The organism is Paraburkholderia panacisoli, assembly GCF_008369935.1.
In the GTDB taxonomy this organism is placed as follows: domain Bacteria; phylum Pseudomonadota; class Gammaproteobacteria; order Burkholderiales; family Burkholderiaceae; genus Paraburkholderia; species Paraburkholderia panacisoli.
The window spans coordinates 1-18,916 of record NZ_VTUZ01000003.1; the positions used below are offsets into that span (position 1 = coordinate 1).

Genomic DNA, 18,916 nt, shown 5'->3' on the forward strand with positions numbered 1-18,916 from the left:
CGGCCCCGATGGCCGCCAGGACTCTCATCATGAAACTTTATGCGCAGTAAGCTGATGCTGACGCCTTGCTCACAAAGCGTTTGCCACGGTGACTCTACATAACGATCCACGGTAGCTAATAGATCATTGAAGTGTCGAGTTCACGATGCCGCAGCACATCGGCTACTTCCTTAAGGGTGCTTCCGGTGGCCAGCAGCCGACTTGCCAGCGCGTGCCTCAGTATGTGCACCCGCGTATGAGGTAGTCCGCAGCGGCAATAGGCCTCGCGTACGATCTTGCGTAACACCTCGGGACCGATAGGGATTGCGACCGGTGCGACGTGGCGAACAAACACTCGCCTGCTTGTCGTCGGAGGTCGCTCTGCGCGAAGATAGGTTGCGATTGCCTGGCCCGTGCTCTGCGGTAACGGCAGCACGTCGACTCGACGGGACTTGTTCTTGACGATTCGGAGCGTTCCCGCTTCCCAGTCGATGTCGTCCAGATCGATGCTGACAACTTCGCTGGCTCGCAGGCCCAGGTCGACGAGACAGCGGACCATTGCGTAGGCTCGACGCCTAGATGGCAACCCTTGCGGAAAAGCGTCAAGCAATTGGACGATCTCCTCCCGCGACAGCGTCTGGGGCAATGTCGCGAGGCGCCGGTTCGCAGGTGATGCAATGACCGGCAGCAAGTGCGCTACAGAGTCGCCCAATGTTGCTCGGAAGCGAAGATATGCGCGCAGCGTGCCCGCGACAAGCTTTACACTGGCCGGACACAATCGCCGAAGCTCTGTCTCGATAAACTGCCGCAGCTCGTCCTGAGTAGGAGACCTCAGCACGCGCGAGCCAGCAACGTGGCTCTGTAGCAGAAAGGATCGCAGGATCTTGAGTCGCTGCATTCGCGTACTTCGCGCAAGTCCGCGCGCGCGATCCATGTATTCGTCAAAGCGGCAAAGTTCGTCGTCAACCGCGGAGACAACCTCGATCTTGCGTAGCACATCGGCCTCATCCAGTGAAATGAGCAGATGCCGCAATGCCGCTCGGACATCGCGCACGTGCCGTCGCACTGGCGGTGGACAGGCACAGCGCGGAAGGTGTTCGGTAATAAACTTCCGAACCGAATCATCTGTAAGGTCACACGCAGCAACTCGACGGCGTCGTAGCCAGCGGGCGAAGTGAGCTACGCAATACACGTACACCTTTGCGGTGTGGTCGGCGTAGCCTCGCCTCGCGAGATACTTCCAATATCCTGCGACGTACGGAGCGAGAACGCTGTCGTGCAGCCACGAGGCCGGAACAGCGTGAAGTGAAAGAAGCGTATCCATGAGGGCTCCTGCAGTGGTATGGCCACTGCAGGAGACTCCCGTTTTTATGTGAAGTCCAGTTCAGTCTGACGAGGTTGGCGACTGCGCTTGACTGCGCGTCCGTTGGACCGCATCCGTCAACGTGACATAAAAAAGCTGTTCGCATTAGATGCACCCAGCGCAGGACAGCCTTGGGTTGACGCGCGACGTCTCTAGGCCCGGGGGCATTGCACACTCTCGCGAACGGCCTTTTCGCTGCGCTGGGTTAGGCAGTTTCTTTCCGCTTTTTATAGATGATCGGTCTAATTTATGCCGGCAGAGCTGAAAACCGCTCGTGAGGATAAATCCGATGCAAACGCAAAGTACGACATTTGACTTTATCGTTATTGGCGCCGGCTCCGCCGGCAGCCTGCTCGCGAATCGTCTGAGCGCCGACAAGACGAAGAATGTCCTGCTGGTCGAGGCGGGCGGCACCGATGATTACATGTGGATCCACATCCCCGTCGGCTATTTATATTGCGTCGACAATCCGCGTACGGACTGGCAATTCCGGACTGAGCCGGACAAAGGACTCAATGGCCGGCAGATTCTTTACCCCCGTGGCAAGACGTTGGGCGGATGCTCCAGTATCAACGGCATGATCTACATGCGTGGCCAGGCTCGCGACTATGACCATTGGGCGGATCTGACGGGCAATCCGGAATGGACGTGGAGCAACTCATTAAAGGACTTCAGGGCCCATGAAGACTTTTACAGGCTCGATCCGAAGCAAGGTGAATTGCTGACGGGCAATGTCGAAGCGATCGCGAGGATTCACGGAAGCGGTGGCGAGTGGCGTGTCGAAAAGCAGCGTCTCAAGTGGGAAATCCTTGATGCGTTCGCCAAAGCGGCGGAACAGGCGGGCATTCCTATCATCGACGATTTCAACACCGGCGACAATTTCGGCGTCAGCTACTTTGACGTCACACAGAAAGACGGCTGGCGCTGGAATACTTCGAAGGCCTTCCTGCGTCCGATTAAACACCGGTCGAATCTCACGACGTGGACTAACTCCCGTGTGAAGAAGCTCAGGATCGACCGTGACAGAAACGGTGCGCTGAGTTGCACCGGTGCCGAAATTGTTCGCGATGGCGAGCTTGTCTCGGTGAGCGCCGCCCGCGAAGTCGTGCTGAGCGCTGGTGCGATCGGTTCACCGCATATTCTGCAGCACTCCGGTATTGGGTCGGCGTCTCTCTTGAAAAAGCACGGCATTGATATTGTCCAGCACACACCGGGTGTCGGTGCAAACTTGCAGGATCACCTTCAGATTCGCGTGGTCTATAAGGTTGAAAACTGCGAGACACTGAACGTTCTTGCGTCGAGCCTGCTCGGCAAGGCGAAGATCGGCTTCGAATACGCGCTGCACCGGTCGGGTCCGATGAGCATGGCGCCCTCTCAGCTCGGGGCCTTTACCAGGAGCGATCCGTCAAGGAAGCACGCAAACATCGAGTATCACGTGCAGCCACTGAGTCTCGAAGCGTTCGGGCAGCCGCTGCACACGTTTCCGGCGTTCACCGCCAGTGTCGCCAATGTGAACCCGACAAGCAGGGGCACGGTGCACATCAAGAGCGGCAACTTTGAGGATGCGCCGGCCATTGCCCCGAACTACCTCAGTACGGAAGACGATCGGAGAGTCGCCGTCGACGGCCTTCGCTTGACGCGACGCATCGCGAGCCAGGCGGCTCTCGCGAAATACAGGCCGCAAGAGTATAAGCCCGGCCCACAGTACGAATCGGATGCTGAGCTCACGAAACTGGCGGGCGACATTGGCACCACGATATTCCACCCAGTGGGGACTGTGCAGATGGGCAAGTTCGCTGATCCGAATGTTGTGGTCGACAGCCATCTTCGCGTGCGCGGGGTCGCGGGGCTTCGGGTGGTAGACGCGAGCGTGATGCCCACGATCACCAGCGGCAATACGAGCTGCCCCACCATGATGATCGCCGAGAAAGCTTCCCACTGGATTCAGGAAGGCGTTTGACTTTATTCAACCAGGGAATTGGCTATGGCTGAGAACAAGACTGGGGTGAAGAAGCGCTTGCCCCTTGAAGGAATAACGGTTATCGATTTCTCGCGTGTGCTGTCGGGACCGTATTGCGCGATGACGCTTGCTGACCTCGGGGCACGCGTCATCAAGATCGAGCGTGTGGGCACGGGAGACGATACGCGTGCGTTCGGTCCGTTCGTCGATGACGAATCGGCGTACTTCATGTGTTTCAACCGAGGAAAGGAGAGCATCGCGCTCGACTTCAAGTCTCCGCGTGACCGCGAACTTCTCGACCGCTTGTTGGACAAGGCCGACGTGGTGGTCGAGAACTTCCGGCCCGGGGTGATGGCTCGGCTCGGCTACGGCGCCGAGCAATTGGCGAGAACGCATCCGCACATCGTCTACGCATCGATTTCGGGCTTTGGCCACACCGGCCCGTTCAAGGACCTGCCAGGTTACGACACCGTAGTGCAGGCTATGGGCGGTGTCATGAGTCTGACGGGCTGGCCAGACACTCAGCCGGCCCGTGTTGGCACGGCCTTCGGGGACCTCGGTGCAGCACTATTCGCCGTGATAGGTATTCTGGCGGGGTTATACAAGCGTTCGAGGGATGCGCAAGGCACGCACGTAGACATCGCGATGCTCGATTGCCAGGCGGCGTTGATGGAAACGGCGTTTGCCAGGTTCGACGTCGAAGAGAAGGTGCCCACGAGGACTGGCGACGCCCACCCCTCGCTCGCGCCGTTCGAAAGCTTTGCTGCCGGGGATGGCCGATTCATCATTGCCGCGGGCAACGATCAGCTCTTTCTTTTGATGGCGGACGCCCTGGGCGTGCCGGAAGTGGCCCTCGACCCGTTGTTCCTTACGAACGATCTCCGCGTGCAAAACCGGGGCGCCATGATCGAGGCCATCGAGCGGGTAACCCGCGCCGCATCTGTCAGCGCTTGGCTCGACAAGCTGAACGAGGCTGGCGTGCCCTGTGCTCCGATCAACACGATCGACAAGGTCATCGATCATCCGCAACTGCTCGCGCGCAACATGTTCATCCAGGTCCAGGGGAAGTCCGAGCGGAAAGTGAAAACAGCCGGAAATCCGATCAAGATGAATACGTCCCCCGATGAGGACGTAACAGTAGTCAGGAGAGCACCGGCGGTGGACGAGCATCGCGAAGCGATTCTGGCTGAGTTGATGGCTTCGTCGGGCGCCTACACATCGCAGGCTGATTCCGAATCAGGCGACGATGAACTGGAGCGCTCCACCGGCCTTGCAGCATGACGCCGCCATTTTGAACTGACAGGTGAATATATGAAGACCGACGTTTCAACAGCGCATGGCGCATCCGCCAACCAAACCAGGATGCAGATGATCGAACCGAACCCTGGACCTGCTGTCGCGGGCGCGAATGTAGTTGCCGCCGGAGCCGTGTCGGAAAACGGCGTGTATGAAACCATCAAGATCGATCGAAGGGAGCGTGTCGGCCTGATCACACTCTATCGCCCGAAGAACCTGAACGCGCTCAATGTTCAGATGTCGCACGAGGTGCTCGCAGCACTTACGAAATTTGATCAGGACGATGGAATCGGCGCCATCGTGATCACGGGCAATGCGCGCGCATTTGCAGCAGGGGCGGACATTGAGGAAATGGTCGACAAGTCCTTCGCCGACTGGCACGCGAAAGACCTTTTTGCCGAATGGGACCGCATTCGAACGATTTCGAAGCCGATCATCGCGGCTGTTGGCGGCTATGCCCTCGGCGGCGGTTGCGAACTGGCGATGGCGTGCGATTTCATCATAGCGGCCCATGATGCCCAATTCGGTCAACCGGAGATCAAGCTCGGGATACCGCCTGGTATTGGCGGTTCGCAGCGCTTGACGCGTGCCGTCGGAAAGTCGCTTGCGATGGACCTGATTCTCACGGGCCGGAATTTGCGCGCGGATGAGGCATTCGCAGCCGGCCTCGTTGCGCGCGTTGTTCCGTCGACTGACTTGCTGCAAACTGCGCTCGAGACAGCGCATACCATCGCAGGTTATAACTTGCCTGCCGTACGGCTTGCGAAGGAGGCGGTCTCTCGCGCATTCGAGACGTCGCTGAGCGAGGGTGTGTTGCACGAGCGTCGGCTCTTCCAGGCCGCGTTCGCGACAGAAGGCCAAAAGGAAGGCATGTACGCATTCCTGGCCAAGCGCGCTCCGGTCTTCCGCCATCGGTAAGCCATGGCTTAGCGTCGGTGCTCGCGCCCGACCACTTCTTCGTTTGGAAATCGTCTCCGGTTTGGTGGGCGGCTCGTCGACTCGCGGTAGTCGACGTCGTAGCGCTTGCCCATGGGAAAGTACGATGGTTCCTGTGAAATTAGCGATCAACGAGCCGCGTGAGGCGTCCAGCTTAGCCAGGCGCATGCACATTGCGTGCAACGAGGTGTTGCCTAAGAAGCGTGGCCGCGTTTTGCGTTGCGCGCATGTGTGGATGCGGTGCCACTGCAGCGCCGCCGCCCCGCGAGTGCCGGCGAGCGGCGCAGCGGCGCCCATTCAGCGGTTGGCGATGTAAATCGTGATTTCAAAACCAAGGCGAAGGTCGGTATAGGCCGGGGTAGTCCATTGCATGCATGTCTCCTTAAGTTCAGCGTAGATGAAAAGCCGCCTCACAGATGCGGCATTGTCACCAAGTGCAAGCTCCATGCCGGGGACGATTCCAAAGCCTCATGGAGCGCACGTAAGCTGCCAGGGAGTGGAAAGTGGCATCGGCGCAGGAAATACGCTTCGCCGTCGAGTTGCTGCAGACCGATATCTGTATAGCTGGTGTAAGGAGAAGAGGGCTCAGCGTTCGATTCTCCTGCACACGGTGTCGCAAAGCGAGACACTGGTCGAAGCGCACAAATGAGATCCCGCAAATGTGCTGTGTCGTTCGTTGCCGGAGCTTCGCTATCTGTCAAACAGATAGCCATATATCTTCCCTTCGCTTGTCAATCGCAGCAAACGGTGCGAGGGTTGACGTTGGTCATGCTCCTGACCGTATGGACGATATGACGGACTTTCCCCTGATATATTGGGCAACCGCGGATCGCCTTAACGGTTTGTCAGACTATCTATGTCTATCCCTAACGGAGAAGTGATGACACTTACTACCAGACAGCAATCGATCAAGGACGAGTTCATGCGCGTGCGGAATACCTGGGCTCCGCAATGGGAAAGTATTCTTCGCAACGACTGTGAGTTCCTGCATGCCTACCTTAACCTCTCGGCGGTACCACTGCGGCACAACCATCTGGAGGACAAGGTCAAGGAGTTCATCTATATTGCCTTGAATGCGTCCTCCACCCATCTGTTCGCGCCCGGCATCCAGATGCATCTGAAAATGGCGGTGGATTTTGGTGCCACACGTGAAGAACTGATGGAAGTGCTTGAGTTGACCAGTACGGTTGGTATTCACGCTTCGAATGTGGCGATGCCAATCCTCGCCGAGGTGCTTCATGAAGAAGGTCTCCGACAGCCGGAAGGACCTGCCGATAGCCGTCGTCAAGCATTGAAGCAGCGTTTCACCGAAGTACAGGGGTATTGGGATCCCATATGGGACCAGACCCTGGAACTCGATCCGGATTTCTTCGACGCGTACCTCGAGTTCTCCTCGGTTCCATGGAAGAACGGCGCTCTCGAGCCGAAGGTCAAGGAACTCGTGCTTTGCGCGCTTGATGTCGCTGCCACACATCTGTACAAGCCGGGCATCAAAATCCACATGCGCAATGCACTTCGCCACGGGGCAACTGCCGGGGAGATCATGGAGACTATCGAGATTGCGAGTGTTATCGGAATCCACGGTGCACTGATTGCTTCTCCGATGCTGGAAGATGCAATTGCGGCTGCGCAGGATGCGTGAATTTAACGGAAGGTAGATCGTATTTCCTTCATCCTGGGTCGCCAACTTTGGCGACGGGTGGTGGGCGCTCCATCAGTTCATCCCATGATGATTAGATATCCGAATCGCTGACAGAGACCCGAATAACACTGTAGCACCTTGATACAGCGTGCACGATTATGTGTCGCCAAACAATACAGATACTTCGGTCGCCGCGCTTCGGGTTGCGCATATCGGTGCATTGAAGCGTCAGCGCCTGAAACGCCGCGTCGCTTCCATTAAGCAGGCGCCGCCGAAGTGGCATGGTTCTCGCAAGGATGGTATCCAGCGCAAAGCGCCAGTCGATTGAGATCGCCGGTGCTCTCGCTCATTTCTCTTCTTTCCGGATGCCAGCTACTGGAGGTAGGTCAATATGAACCACGCAGAGTTGCAGTTTCTCGATATAGAGTTTCCGTTTAAAAAGAAGTACGCGAATTTCATCGATGGCAAGTGGGTCAAGCCGGTCGGCGGTGAGTACTTCGACAACATTTCGCCGATCACCGGCCAGCCGTTCACTTCAGTTCCGCGTTCGCGCGAAGCGGATATCGAACTCGCGCTGGACGCCGCACATCGCGCAAAAACGGCTTGGGCGAAGACGTCGCCGACGGATCGCGCAAATGTCTTGAGCCGCATCGCGGATCGGATCGAAGCACACCTGCGGAAGCTTGCAGTGGCTGAAACGATCGACAAGGGCAAACCGCTGCGTGAGTCGCTGTCCGGCGACATCCCGCTCGCCATCGACCACTTCCGCTATTTTGCCGGCTGCATCCGTGCGCAGGAAGGCTCGATCTCCGAAATCGACAGCGAAACCGTGGCGTATCACTTTCACGAGCCTCTCGGTGTGGTCGGTCAGATCATTCCGTGGAACTTTCCGCTCCTGCTGGCTGCCTGGAAGATTGCTCCGGCGCTGGCCGCCGGCAATTGCATTGTCCTCAAGCCCGCCGAGCAGACCCCAGCGTCGATACTCGTGTTGGTGGAGCTGATCCAGGACCTGCTGCCCGCAGGCGTGCTAAACGTTGTGAACGGCTTCGGGCTCGAGGCGGGCAAACCGCTTGCTACCAGCAACCGCGTCGCCAAGATTTCGTTCACTGGGGAGACCTCCACTGGCCGCCTGATCATGCAGTACGCGAGCCAGAACATCATCCCGGTTACGCTCGAGCTCGGCGGCAAGTGCCCGAACATTTTCTTCGCCGATGTGATGGATCAGGATGACTCGTACTTCGACAAGGCGATCGAAGGTTTCACGATGTTTGTACTGAATCAGGGCGAAGTGTGTACCGCCCCGTCGCGCGTGTTGATCGACGAGAAAATCTACGATCGTTTCATTGAGCGCGCGCTCAAGCGTGTCGCCGCGATCCAGCAGGGCCACCCGCTCGATCCGCAGACTATGGTCGGTGCGCAGGCGTCGCAGGAACAAATGGAAAAGATTCTTTCGTATATCGATATCGGCAAGCGGGAAGGCGCGCAGTGTCTGATTGGCGGCGAGCGTAGCGTGCTCGGCGGTGAGCTTGGCAAAGGCTATTACGTGAAGCCGACCGTTTTCCACGGCCACAACAAGATGCGTGTGTTCCAGGAAGAGATCTTCGGACCAGTCGTTTCCGTGACCACGTTCAAGACGGAAGATGAAGCGCTCGAGATCGCCAACGACACGGTGTACGGTCTCGGCGCTGGGGTCTGGACGCGGGACGGCACGCGGGCGTACCGCTTCGGCCGCTCGATCCAGGCCGGTCGCGTGTGGACGAACTGCTATCACGCGTATCCGGCGCACGCGGCCTTCGGCGGATACAAACAGTCGGGCATCGGACGTGAAACCCACAAGATGATGCTCGACCACTATCAGCAGACGAAGAATCTGCTGGTCAGCTACGGCGAGAAGCCGCTCGGCTTCTTCTGAATAGGACCGTAGTCACTTGGCCTGCGGGCGGTTGCATGTTGTTGGCGCTGCCCGCATTCGTATGTGTACGTCGCCTCGGCAACGTGCATTGACGGAGCAACACGAGACTCCTGAAGATGTACTGCGCGTAGTCGCTACGCCGGCCACCGTCGAGTTTGAGTCAACCTGGGCAAAACGCTCGTCGGCTATCTGTCAGGATACGTACGTACAGACGGTTCGGGGCACGAATTGCAACCTGTGCATCTATTGCTTTCCGGTGGACCCAAGAATATCCCATGATTGACTGGCTTCACCGCTTCATTCCGTCACGCGTCTCGGTAAGCTGGTCCGAACGCATTCGTTCGTGCGTGGGGGCATTGATCGGCATTGCGATCACAGCGATGGGTATGCGCAGCTTCAACGAGGGCAGCGCATTGGTTCCATTCCTGGTCGCGCCTATGGGTGCGTCGGCGATCTTGCTCTTTGGAGTGCCGGCAAGTCCGATCGCTCAGCCGTGGTCGTTCGTTGGCGGGAATTTGATTTCCGCCACGATTGGTGTGACCTGTTCGCAATTTATTTCTGATCCGGTGCCCGCGGCGGCTGCCGCGATCGCATTTGCGCTATGTGCGATGTTCGCGCTTAGATGCGTGCATCCTCCTTCTGGCGCCGTCGCACTCACGGCCGTATTGGGAGGACCCGGCATTCACTCTCTCGGATACGGGTTCGTGCTCTATCGGCACAGTCAGGCGTTCGCTGACTTTCAACGTACCGAATGACACGGGGCGATGTCTTCTGGCCATATGCTGGCGTATTCACCGCATGTTTCGACAAAGCAGTACTAGTAGAAGACGGTGGATTTGGATTGCCTTAGGAGTCGTCGCGTCCAGGCATGGTCACATCTTGTGCAACTTGCGATGCAGAGTCGCTCTGCCAATGCCAAGGCTGCGCGCAGTGGCCGCAATATTGCCATGGTGATGTTCGAGCGCCTGGCGAATCGCATCGGTTTCCATTGCCGCCAATGTGCCAGGTGTGCATGACGACGACGGCGTATTCACGTGAGCCGTGTCAACCTGCTTGACCAGTTCCAACGGCAGGTGTTCGGCACGGATTTTGCCATCTGGGTCGCCGAGCGCGGCCGCCGCCCGAAGCACGCTGCGCAACTCCCGCACATTACCGGGCCATCGATAATTAAGCAGCGTGTCCAACGCGTCGTTGTCAAGCCTATAGGGTGCGTGCTCTGCGAAGGCGCCGAGGGATTCGCGCGCGAGCAGCCAGTCGATCAGTTGACGAAGGTCCGAGCGCTCGCGTAGCGGAGGCAGCGTGATGCTGACACCGCTCAAGCGATAGAACAGGTCTTCACGGAATTTGCCCTCTGCGACGAGTCCGGGCAACGACCGATGAGTCGCGCATATGAGGGAGATATTTACGGCTGTCTCGCGGCTGCTTCCGAGCCGGGTGACCTTGCGCTCCTGCAGCACGCGCAACAGTCGGCCTTGAATCTCGAATGGCATGTCGCCGATCTCATCGAGAAAGAGTGTGCCATTGTGGGCTTCCTCGAACTTGCCCGGCGCTCCCCCGCGCCTTCCCCCTGTGAATGCACCGTGCTCGTAGCCGAACAGTTCCGATTCGACCAGGCTGGCTGGCAGCGCAAAGCAATTGATGGCGACAAGGGAGCCGCTGCGCCGCGGTCCCCCCGCATGCAGCCGCTGAGCGACCACTTCCTTGCCAGTGCCCGTCTCGCCATAAACGATAACCGGAATGTCGCGGTCGAATGCACGTCGCGCCTTCTCGAACGATGCCTCGAGTCGTGAATCGGCCATCAGATACGGTTCGTCGCTCGGCCGTGCGAGCGCGGAAGCGGTAGAGCGATGTGTGGCTGCTCGGGATGCGGAGCGTGCAACTCCTGCCGCGCTTCCCACGCCTGCACCACGATGGGCAGACGCGACGTACTGAGGCTCTTTTCCTCGATACTCGGAGGCACTCGCGTAGAGACGCACGCCACTATGACGGTGCAACAGCGCAGGGGTGGACAGACGACTTGCGTCAATCAGTTGCGGCAGCGACAAATCGAACAACGAAGAGAACTCGAGCTGCTCAAATGTGCTGTCGCCGAGGCGGAGTGTCGCGCGCGCATCTCGATTCGCGCCGACCACATAGCCGTCGTGAGATACCGCAAGCAACGCGGCGTAGGGCGTGCGGAGCATGTCCGCACGGTAGTGAAAGCGCACGACGTTGATGTCATGCAGGCTGTCGATCATTTGATTCTCGATTTCCCGCGCGGCAGTTGCAAGTAGCAAAAGAGGATCTACTTGCAATGCGGTGCACAAGTAGCTGATATCGAGTGCCCCCGCCAGCGCACCGAAAGGGTCCGCCAACGGCACGGCTGCGCACGCAAATTCCGCCGCTTCGTCGAGAAAATGCTCGCGACCTCGAATCAAAATCGGCCGTCGCTCCACGAGCGCGGAACCTGGGCCATTGGTACCAATCGTCTTTTCACTCACATCCGCGCCGGGGTGCAGCACGGATACGAGTTTTCGCGTTGTGGCGTGTTGGCCGCCAACGGAACGTACGACGACGCCTTCCGCATTGACCAATGCCACCAACCAGTTTTCACCACTAAACGCATGATGTAGTCGCTCCATCTCAGACCGTGAATGGCCGATCAGTTGCGCGTTCGCTTCTTCGATGTCAAGGGGTGCGGACGAGCGTACTGCATCTCGCAAGAGTCGGCTTGACGCCTGGAGCCCATGGCCCCGCGAGCGTTCCCATGACCGCAGCAACAGTGCGGAAACTTTTTGTTCACTAACGGACCCGGTTTCAAAAAATTCTCGGCGAGCTCTCAATATCCGATCTTCTGGGTCAATGTGCGGCCGCATGATGTGCGTCTCCTTCTGGTGTCTCCATATGAGTCAGGTCGTGCACCACTGACTCACTCTGCGGCACCCCCGACAATTCGTTTCAGGCACCTCTATATCGCTATATATAACCTGCTTCTACGAGTTTTGCTGTTGTTGCATTTCAAGCCGGATTCTATAGCAGGCGCAACGCGTGGCAAAACGCTGGCGGACATCACGCATGGCACAACAATGCATGTCGTTGGCATTGCTTTTGCGTCCAGTGCCAGGTGGGCCGGCAAGACGAGCGAGGCCACTCAAGCGTGATCCGATTGCAGGCGCAACTGACGCGGTTGCAAAGTGTGCGCAGCGACCGGGAGAGGCTCGGCCCATTGTTGAGCGTCGCGACAAACTCGGGCGCTTGGTGGTCGTCTGTGCAATAACGCCGGTCGCTCGCTCAGACGCTTGCGTGTGAGCACGGCAAGCCCCCTGCGGAAGCACGTCAGGAGGTGCCACCCTGAAGAAACCGCTTCACCGTTTTGGGACTTGCAAGGCGGCAGGCGCCCTTTGCGTGGCTCTCGGTGTGACGGCGTCTCGCAACAAAACCGGACCAACACGAACAAATTCGCGGCGGCCTTTGCATGATTCCCGCGCCAACATGGCAGGTTCTCGCAATTTACGGGCAGGACATCTCGGTGCAGGACCGAGTTAAGGAGGCAAATCAACTCAAACTGCGGCTGCTGAAAGTGTTCTAAGCGCCGACGGCATCAGCGCTGGCGGATCAGCTAGCGCACATCTGAACCCAAACAAGCCGACCCCCGCGAAGGCGACGCGGACGTCGACAATGGAGACATACTTGAAACCCATTCATCGTTTCGTCATGAGACACGTGATCGCGTCTGGACAGCAAGCGCAGTTTCTACGTTTGCGCTTCTGCCGTGCTGCGCATCGTGTCGCTGCGCTTGGCGCCGCGCTTACGCTGGCAGCCGTCTTCTCTCAGTACGTCGCGGCGGCGGACGCGACATCCTCCGTTGCACTGAACGTCAACGAAGCCTCTGTTCGTGCCAATGAAGCGGCCACCCGCGAATGGCCTGTGCACGGTCTTGATTTCGCAGGCACGCGCTTTAGTAAGCTCGACCAGATCAACGTATCGAACGTGAAAAACCTCGGGCTTGCCTGGTCGTATGATCTGAGCTCGATGCGTGGTATTGAAGCGACGCCGTTAGTGGCCGGTGGCGTAATGTATGTGACAGCGTCATGGAGCATCGTCCATGCAATAGATGTGAGCAGCGGCAAAAACCTGTGGACCTATGATCCGAAGGTGCCGCGCCGCTACGGCTCTCACGGCTGCTGCGATGTGGTAAATCGTGGCGTGGCGCTGTATCACGATAAGCTATTTGTCGGCTCATTCGACGGTCGGCTGATCGCGCTCGACGCGAAGACAGGCGCGAAGGTCTGGGAACAGGACACGGTCAAGGGCCAACCGGGTTCATACACGATCACCCAAGCTCCGATCGTGGTCAAGGGCAAGGTCATCATCGGCAACAGTGGAGGAGAATTCGACACGCGCGGGTATGTCTCCGCTTACGACGCCGAATCCGGCAAACAGCTATGGCGCTGGTTCATCGTACCAGGCGATCCGTCAAAACCGTTCGAGGACGCGTCGATGAAGCTGGCCGCGAAGACGTGGGATCCGAGCGCCAAGTACTGGAAACACGGCGGCGGAGGCAACGCGTGGAACGCGCTAACATACGACCCCGATCTGAACCTGCTCTATATCGGCACCGGCAACGGTACGCCGTGGGCCGCGAGGCTGCGCAGCCCGAAGCTGGGTCGGAACCTGTTCCTCGACTCGATCGTGGCGCTTAATCCCGACAAGGGCCAGTACGTGTGGCACTATCAGGAAGAGGAGGCCGAGGGTGCGGACCATGACTCGACTGCAGACTTTATTCTCGCGGACCTGACAATTGACGGCAGGCCGCGAAAAGTGATCATGCATGCGCCGAAGAACGGTTACTTCTTCGTGGTTGATCGCGTGACGGGCAAGTTCATTTCGGCGAACAACTTCGTCGACGTAAATTGGGCGTCGGGATATGACGCTAGCGGTCGCGCGATCAAGACAAAGATTGGGCAAGGTGGAACGGATCCTGTCGATGCTATCCCAAGCCCCTTCGGGGCGCATAACTGGCAGCCAATGTCGTATAACCCTCAAACAGGGCTTGTGTACATTCCCGCACAAAACGTACCGGCAACCATTGCCGACGATCCCGTCTGGTTACAAGGGTCGGAGAAGACCGACGAGCCACAAACGGGTACCGGCTGGAATCTGGGTATGACGATCAACGCGGTCCCACCGAAGAGCAAACCCTTCGGCCGACTGGTGGCCTGGGATCCGGTTCGCCAGAAAGCGGCGTGGACGCGGGAGTACGCTGCTCCCTGGAACGGAGGCACGCTCACGATGGCGGGTGGCCTCGTATTTCAGGGCACGGCCGACGGGCGACTCGTGGCCTATGACGCGAAAACGGGCGACAAGCTGTGGGAAACGTCGGTCGGCACGGGCGCGGTTGCACCGCCTGTCACCTACATTGTGAACGGCAAGCAATATGTGTCGATCGCGGTCGGCTGGGGAGGGGTGTACGGCCTGATGCAACGCCACACGAACAGGCAGGCGCCGGGTCGCGTGCTCACGTTTGCACTCGGCGGTAAGGCTTCAATGCCTCAGACGGCGGCGTACCCTGCGGCTGAACTGCTGACCGGCGTGAAGTACGATCCGGCAAACGTCACCGCAGGTCAAAAGCTCTACGTGAACAATTGCGTGTTCTGTCATGGCGTGCCCGGGGTCGACAAGGGTGGAGCGATTCCCAACCTGGGTTATGTGGGGTCGGGCTTGATCGACAATCTCGACAAGATCGTTTTCAACGGTCCATTCGTCGATAGAGGCATGCCCGACTTCACAGGCAAGCTCAGCAAGGATGATGTGATCAAGATTCAGGCTTTTATCCAGGGAACGGCTGACTCGGTCCGCAAGAATCAATAACGCCGAGCGGCGCAACGCGGCTGGCCGCAGCGCCGGCCGCGCATAGTCCACGCTACCCACATCCGCTTGTCTTGGCCATCCGTTAGGCGCTGATCAATTCCACGGCTTGGCAACACAAGCGGCGCCTTGCATAGCGATCGCGGTCCATCCACTCTCCCTGCCGCGATCAACCCAACCTGCGCGCCAGTCTGGAACGCTGGGCTCTCGGGATCAAGCCAACATGCCACCGGAACACGGTGGCATGTTGGCTATCTATTTTCACGATACCCCTATCGTCACAAACCGTCTATGCGTTCTGGAAACATTGCTAAGCTGCATTCCTATGTGATACGTCAACACTGCGAATGTACAAACGCCGTTATTTGGGTCATCGGATTTTCGATGGGTACAGCCGCGATGATGGCAGTCGCCGGATTTTTACATCCGCGACAGTCCCATGCACAGGGGATGTTCGCTTTGTGAATTTATCAGCGAGGTAGGAGATGGACCAGCTATATATGTTGCGGACGTTCGTCGCAGTCGCACAGCATCGAAGCTTTAGCAAGGCTGCCGCGTCATTGGGCGTGACTACCGGCTCGATATCCAAAGCCATCGCCAAGCTCGAAGCGAGTATCCAGACGCGGGTCCTGTATAGAACAACCCGATCTGTCACAGTGACAGATGCCGCACAGCCGTACTATCTCAGTTGCTGCCGTCTCCTCGAAGAACTTGACGAAGCCAATCGTCGCATTACCCAGGAACGTGAAATCGACAGTGGAAGATTGCGACTCGTCGTGCATCCGATGCTAGTGAGCAAGACCTTCTCCCGTCTTGTGTCGAGTTATCACGCTATCGCCCCCAACGTGGACCTGATGGTTTCCGTCCAGGAAGAAGCGGTGAATCTGTATGACGGCCATTTCGATATAGCGATTCTCCCGCCTCATCTTGTAGAGCAGTCTGCGGTAATTCGTCGAACGTTGTCCAGGTCACCGCACATTTTCGTTGCCGCACCTGCTTATCTTGAGCGATGCGGTACGCCCGAGGCTGCTTCGGAGTTGGCCAACCATTTCGTTTTGCTGGATCCCGCGTGGAGGCAGAAGGGCACGAATTTCATCGAGCTACTGGAAAACGGGAAGAGAGTGAGTGTGCTTCCAATGTCGTCCATGGACGGTAACGAAGTACTGCTTCGGGCGGCAGCGCTTACGGGGACGGGCATCGCGACCTTACCTGAAGCTATGGTTCGAGAAGACATTGCCACAGGACATCTCACGCACATCTTGCCCCAGTGCTCCACGTCAGAGAGTGGCTTCGAGATATGTCTTTTCTACTCGCACCGTGAACTGCTTCCCGTGAGGCTCAGGACTTTCGTCGATTTCTGCACCGAGTTCTTCCGGTCGGTTCCCCGACATATCTCCAATGAGAGGGCGGCGATTTCGAAACGCTTGGAGCACAACGTAGACCAAATGCTAACAACGGTTTGAGACCTAGGCGAAGTTAAATGGTTCTTCCCGTTGCGCCTCGCCGAGTTGGCGGCTGTCAAGGCGTCGGCAGATTGAGCGCCTTGGTACTATCTGTATGTGGCTAGGCGGCGCGATCCGGGACATGTGCCCGCCCATGGTCACGAGCACGTCACGCACGCTCCCAATGGACGTTCGCGTGTCGTCGAGCATCGTACCCGTCAACGCCAGGCGGGCGTATCGGGTAATGCCTGCGACGACCTGCGGCGCGAAACGTTGGTGGTCGGGGCAGAACTCGCTTGCGAGCATTGCGCAGCCTGCTTTCAAGGGTGACCAGAACCGTGAGCTCTGATTCGGACGATGTCGAAAATAGCCGGGTACCTCACCGCCGGGCATCAACAGATGGCAAGGACACTCCCATGACATTGAAAGGCGGTTCATCACCGGGAGGTCGTGTCGCGCCCGAAGACTACAAAACCGTCGAGGCGGCGCAACGCACCCAGATCGAGCGGCGTCGGTATCAGATGTATCCCCGTTTGACCGAAACGCGGGTAGCCAAGGCGGCTCGCTTCGGGACAACGGAACACTGGAAAGCCGGCGACGTCATGTTTCGCGCCGGCGAGCAGAGCGAAGGCATGAGGATCTTGACTCGTGGAACGGTACATTTGGTCGTACGAAATGGGTTTGGGCAGTCTCACCTTTTTCAGGAGGTCGGTGAGAGGCACTTTCTCGGAGAGACGGCAACCCTGAGTGGCAAACCATACCTCGTTGATGCGATTGCCACTACCGACGTCGACGCGCTCCTCATCGCACCTGAGCAACTCCGGTCGCTTCTGATTGCGGAAGCCCAGCTTGGCTCAGAGATCATGCGCGCGTTCATTCTCCGACGCGTCGGATTGATTCAGGATGGTAGTGGTCCGATTCTGATCGGATCTTCAACCGACCCGAGACTCATCGTCCTTGCAGATATGCTACGGCGCACTAATCATCCGCATCGGATCCTCGATCCGGCCACGGACGATGAGGCTCGCGATTTCCTTTCGAAATCACAGTGCGCAGAAGTGCAGATGCCGCTGGCGTTGCTGGTTGATGGCTCTATCCTGTACAACCCCGATGAAACATTCCTCGCGTCGAAGCTTGGTCTACTCTGCGGCTTCGACGAATCCGATACTTACGACGTCGTTATTGTCGGCGCTGGTCCATCCGGACTTGCTGCGGCCGTGTACGCCGCTTCGGAGGGACTATCAGTGCTGGTTTTCGATTCAAAGGGGTTCGGCGGACAGGCCGGCGCAAGCGCCAGAATCGAAAATTATTTCGGATTTCCAACCGGCATCTCCGGTCACGTTCTCGTTAGTCGTGCATTTGAACAGGCAGTTAAATTCGGGGCGGAAATAGTCACCCCTACAGAGGTTGCAAAACTACACTGCACTGGATCGCCCTTGAAGCTGGAGCTCCGGGATGGTCGGTGTGCCCGCGCGAAGACGGTGGTTATAGCATCTGGCGCCGCCTATCGTCGCCCTCAGATCAGCGGCCTCGATGAGCCTCAGATTCGTGGAGTTTACTATTGGGCGTCGTCGATCGAGGGTCGTCTGTGTCAAGACGCGGAAATCGTGCTTATGGGAGGGGGAAATTCTGCCGGACAGGCAATCGTCTTCCTGGCGAGCTATGCGGCGCATGTCCATGTGCTGATTCGACGCGAGAGCTTGCGCGAAACAATGTCAAGATATCTGATCGATCGCGTGAGCTCGTTCGCCAACGTGACAATTCATAGCAATTCTGTCATCGAATCTGTCGTGTCCGACGAGGACAGCCTGTCTGAGGTTAAATTCTGTTCGGCGGGGACTCGCACACGAATCTCGACTCGCCACCTCTTCCTTTTTACGGGCGCTGACCCTGCCACTGGCTGGTTACGTGGATGCGGAGTGGAGGTTGACGAGAAAGGTTTCGTTATAACCGGCCGCACTGGTTCGATGGAGTCCGCGGCGGCCCATTTCGCCTTCCAGACGAGTGTTCCAGGCGTGTTCGCAGTCGGCGACGTGCGCTCGACGTCAACCAAACGCGTCGCATCCGCCGTTGGGGAAGGTGCTGCCGTAGTGTCTGAAATACATGCGCTATTGATGGCCGAATAGCAATCGCAACCACTGTTCGGACGTAAAATGTATCTTTGACGCATCCGATGATGCGCGGAATGTAAGTCGATGTCGGTCCAACTGTCTGCCTCCGGATCGATGACGTGAGGGTCGCGGTGAGTTCCGTTGAGGCTCCGATGAACGATCGCCACTTTTTCAGAATGGCTGGCATCCAGCCTGAGAAAATGAGGATTCTGGTGAACAAGCGTTCCATGCATTTCCGCGCGGACCTCGGTCCAATCGCCGAGCGTATTCTCGTGACCAAATCTCGTGATCCGATGGCAGCCCATCCCGCCGATCTGCCGTGGAAACGACCAGTTGCCAATACGCGTGTGCGCCCAGTCGCCAGTTTGAACTCAGACGAGGCAGCATCGATAATCTCCGTTCAGACGAACGATTAGCCAACTTGTGGG

11 protein-coding genes and 2 pseudogenes are annotated in these 18,916 nt (G+C 58.0%); 10 read left to right on the top strand and 3 right to left on the bottom strand.

What is annotated here, in order from left to right:
* Positions 1–115 precede the first annotated feature (115 nt).
* A complete protein-coding gene (locus tag FVF58_RS04780; protein ID WP_149668780.1) occupies positions 116–1,303 on the bottom strand; it encodes a tyrosine-type recombinase/integrase in 1,188 nt (395 codons plus the stop codon).
* Between the two features lie 328 nt (positions 1,304–1,631).
* Here FVF58_RS04780 and FVF58_RS04785 point away from each other — a divergent pair, with 328 nt between their 5' ends.
* The 3 genes from FVF58_RS04785 to FVF58_RS04795 are packed head-to-tail and all read left to right on the top strand — an operon-like array spanning position 1,632 to position 5,516.
* Entirely contained in the window at positions 1,632–3,302 is a 1,671-nt protein-coding gene (locus FVF58_RS04785; protein ID WP_149668781.1) for a GMC family oxidoreductase, read from the top strand.
* A 24-nt stretch (positions 3,303–3,326) separates the two neighbouring features.
* Positions 3,327–4,583, top strand: a complete 1,257-nt coding sequence (locus FVF58_RS04790) for a CaiB/BaiF CoA transferase family protein (RefSeq protein WP_149668782.1) — start codon at positions 3,327–3,329, stop codon at positions 4,581–4,583.
* 30 nt (positions 4,584–4,613) lie between these two features.
* Positions 4,614–5,516, top strand: coding sequence for an enoyl-CoA hydratase-related protein (locus tag FVF58_RS04795; protein WP_246216931.1), 903 nt, complete (start codon positions 4,614–4,616; stop codon positions 5,514–5,516).
* 315 nt (positions 5,517–5,831) lie between these two features.
* Here the strand turns inward: FVF58_RS04795 and pqqA are convergent, their stop codons facing one another.
* Positions 5,832–5,906, bottom strand: coding sequence for a pyrroloquinoline quinone precursor peptide PqqA (gene pqqA, locus FVF58_RS04800; protein WP_149669113.1), 75 nt, complete (start codon positions 5,904–5,906; stop codon positions 5,832–5,834).
* Positions 5,907–6,414: 508 nt separating this feature from the next.
* Here pqqA and FVF58_RS04805 point away from each other — a divergent pair.
* From FVF58_RS04805 to FVF58_RS04815, 3 genes and pseudogenes are all read left to right on the top strand, one after another.
* Positions 6,415–7,176 (top strand): carboxymuconolactone decarboxylase family protein, encoded by a 762-nt coding sequence (locus FVF58_RS04805; protein ID WP_149668783.1) that lies wholly within the window; start codon positions 6,415–6,417, stop codon positions 7,174–7,176.
* Between the two features lie 391 nt (positions 7,177–7,567).
* Positions 7,568–9,088: an acetaldehyde dehydrogenase ExaC gene (exaC, locus tag FVF58_RS04810; protein ID WP_149668784.1), complete on the top strand. Its 1,521-nt coding sequence runs from the start codon at positions 7,568–7,570 to the stop codon at positions 9,086–9,088.
* A 275-nt stretch (positions 9,089–9,363) separates the two neighbouring features.
* Positions 9,364–9,798: pseudogene (locus FVF58_RS04815) on the top strand (HPP family protein); the annotation flags it as partial.
* Positions 9,799–9,960: 162 nt separating this feature from the next.
* Here FVF58_RS04815 and FVF58_RS04820 read toward each other — a convergent pair.
* Positions 9,961–11,943, bottom strand: a complete 1,983-nt coding sequence (locus tag FVF58_RS04820) for a sigma-54-dependent Fis family transcriptional regulator (RefSeq protein ID WP_149668786.1) — start codon at positions 11,941–11,943, stop codon at positions 9,961–9,963.
* Between the two features lie 838 nt (positions 11,944–12,781).
* Here FVF58_RS04820 and FVF58_RS04825 point away from each other — a divergent pair.
* From FVF58_RS04825 to FVF58_RS04840, 4 genes and pseudogenes are all read left to right on the top strand, one after another.
* A complete protein-coding gene (locus FVF58_RS04825) occupies positions 12,782–14,938 on the top strand; it encodes a PQQ-dependent dehydrogenase, methanol/ethanol family (RefSeq protein WP_149669114.1) in 2,157 nt (718 codons plus the stop codon).
* 482 nt (positions 14,939–15,420) lie between these two features.
* Positions 15,421–16,398 (top strand): LysR family transcriptional regulator, encoded by a 978-nt coding sequence (locus tag FVF58_RS04830; RefSeq protein ID WP_149668787.1) that lies wholly within the window; start codon positions 15,421–15,423, stop codon positions 16,396–16,398.
* 395 nt (positions 16,399–16,793) lie between these two features.
* Complete coding sequence (locus FVF58_RS04835; RefSeq protein ID WP_149668788.1) at positions 16,794–18,503, top strand: FAD-dependent oxidoreductase; 1,710 nt, start codon at positions 16,794–16,796, stop codon at positions 18,501–18,503.
* Between the two features lie 80 nt (positions 18,504–18,583).
* Positions 18,584–18,904, top strand: a pseudogene (locus FVF58_RS04840) (MlrC C-terminal domain-containing protein); the annotation flags it as partial.
* Positions 18,905–18,916 lie beyond the last annotated feature (12 nt).

What these genes read in the sequence shown, in the direction of transcription:
- FVF58_RS04780 (WP_149668780.1), bottom strand. Translation starts at nt 1,303, where the DNA reads ATGGATACGCTTCTTTCACTTCACGCTGTTCCGGCCTCGTGGCTGCAC.
- FVF58_RS04785 (WP_149668781.1), top strand. Translation starts at nt 1,632, where the DNA reads ATGCAAACGCAAAGTACGACATTTGACTTTATCGTTATTGGCGCCGGC.
- FVF58_RS04790 (WP_149668782.1), top strand. Translation starts at nt 3,327, where the DNA reads ATGGCTGAGAACAAGACTGGGGTGAAGAAGCGCTTGCCCCTTGAAGGA.
- FVF58_RS04795 (WP_246216931.1), top strand. Translation starts at nt 4,614, where the DNA reads ATGAAGACCGACGTTTCAACAGCGCATGGCGCATCCGCCAACCAAACC.
- FVF58_RS04805 (WP_149668783.1), top strand. Translation starts at nt 6,415, where the DNA reads ATGACACTTACTACCAGACAGCAATCGATCAAGGACGAGTTCATGCGC.
- exaC (WP_149668784.1), top strand. Translation starts at nt 7,568, where the DNA reads ATGAACCACGCAGAGTTGCAGTTTCTCGATATAGAGTTTCCGTTTAAA.
- FVF58_RS04820 (WP_149668786.1), bottom strand. Translation starts at nt 11,943, where the DNA reads ATGCGGCCGCACATTGACCCAGAAGATCGGATATTGAGAGCTCGCCGA.
- FVF58_RS04825 (WP_149669114.1), top strand. Translation starts at nt 12,782, where the DNA reads ATGAGACACGTGATCGCGTCTGGACAGCAAGCGCAGTTTCTACGTTTG.
- FVF58_RS04830 (WP_149668787.1), top strand. Translation starts at nt 15,421, where the DNA reads ATGGACCAGCTATATATGTTGCGGACGTTCGTCGCAGTCGCACAGCAT.
- FVF58_RS04835 (WP_149668788.1), top strand. Translation starts at nt 16,794, where the DNA reads ATGACATTGAAAGGCGGTTCATCACCGGGAGGTCGTGTCGCGCCCGAA.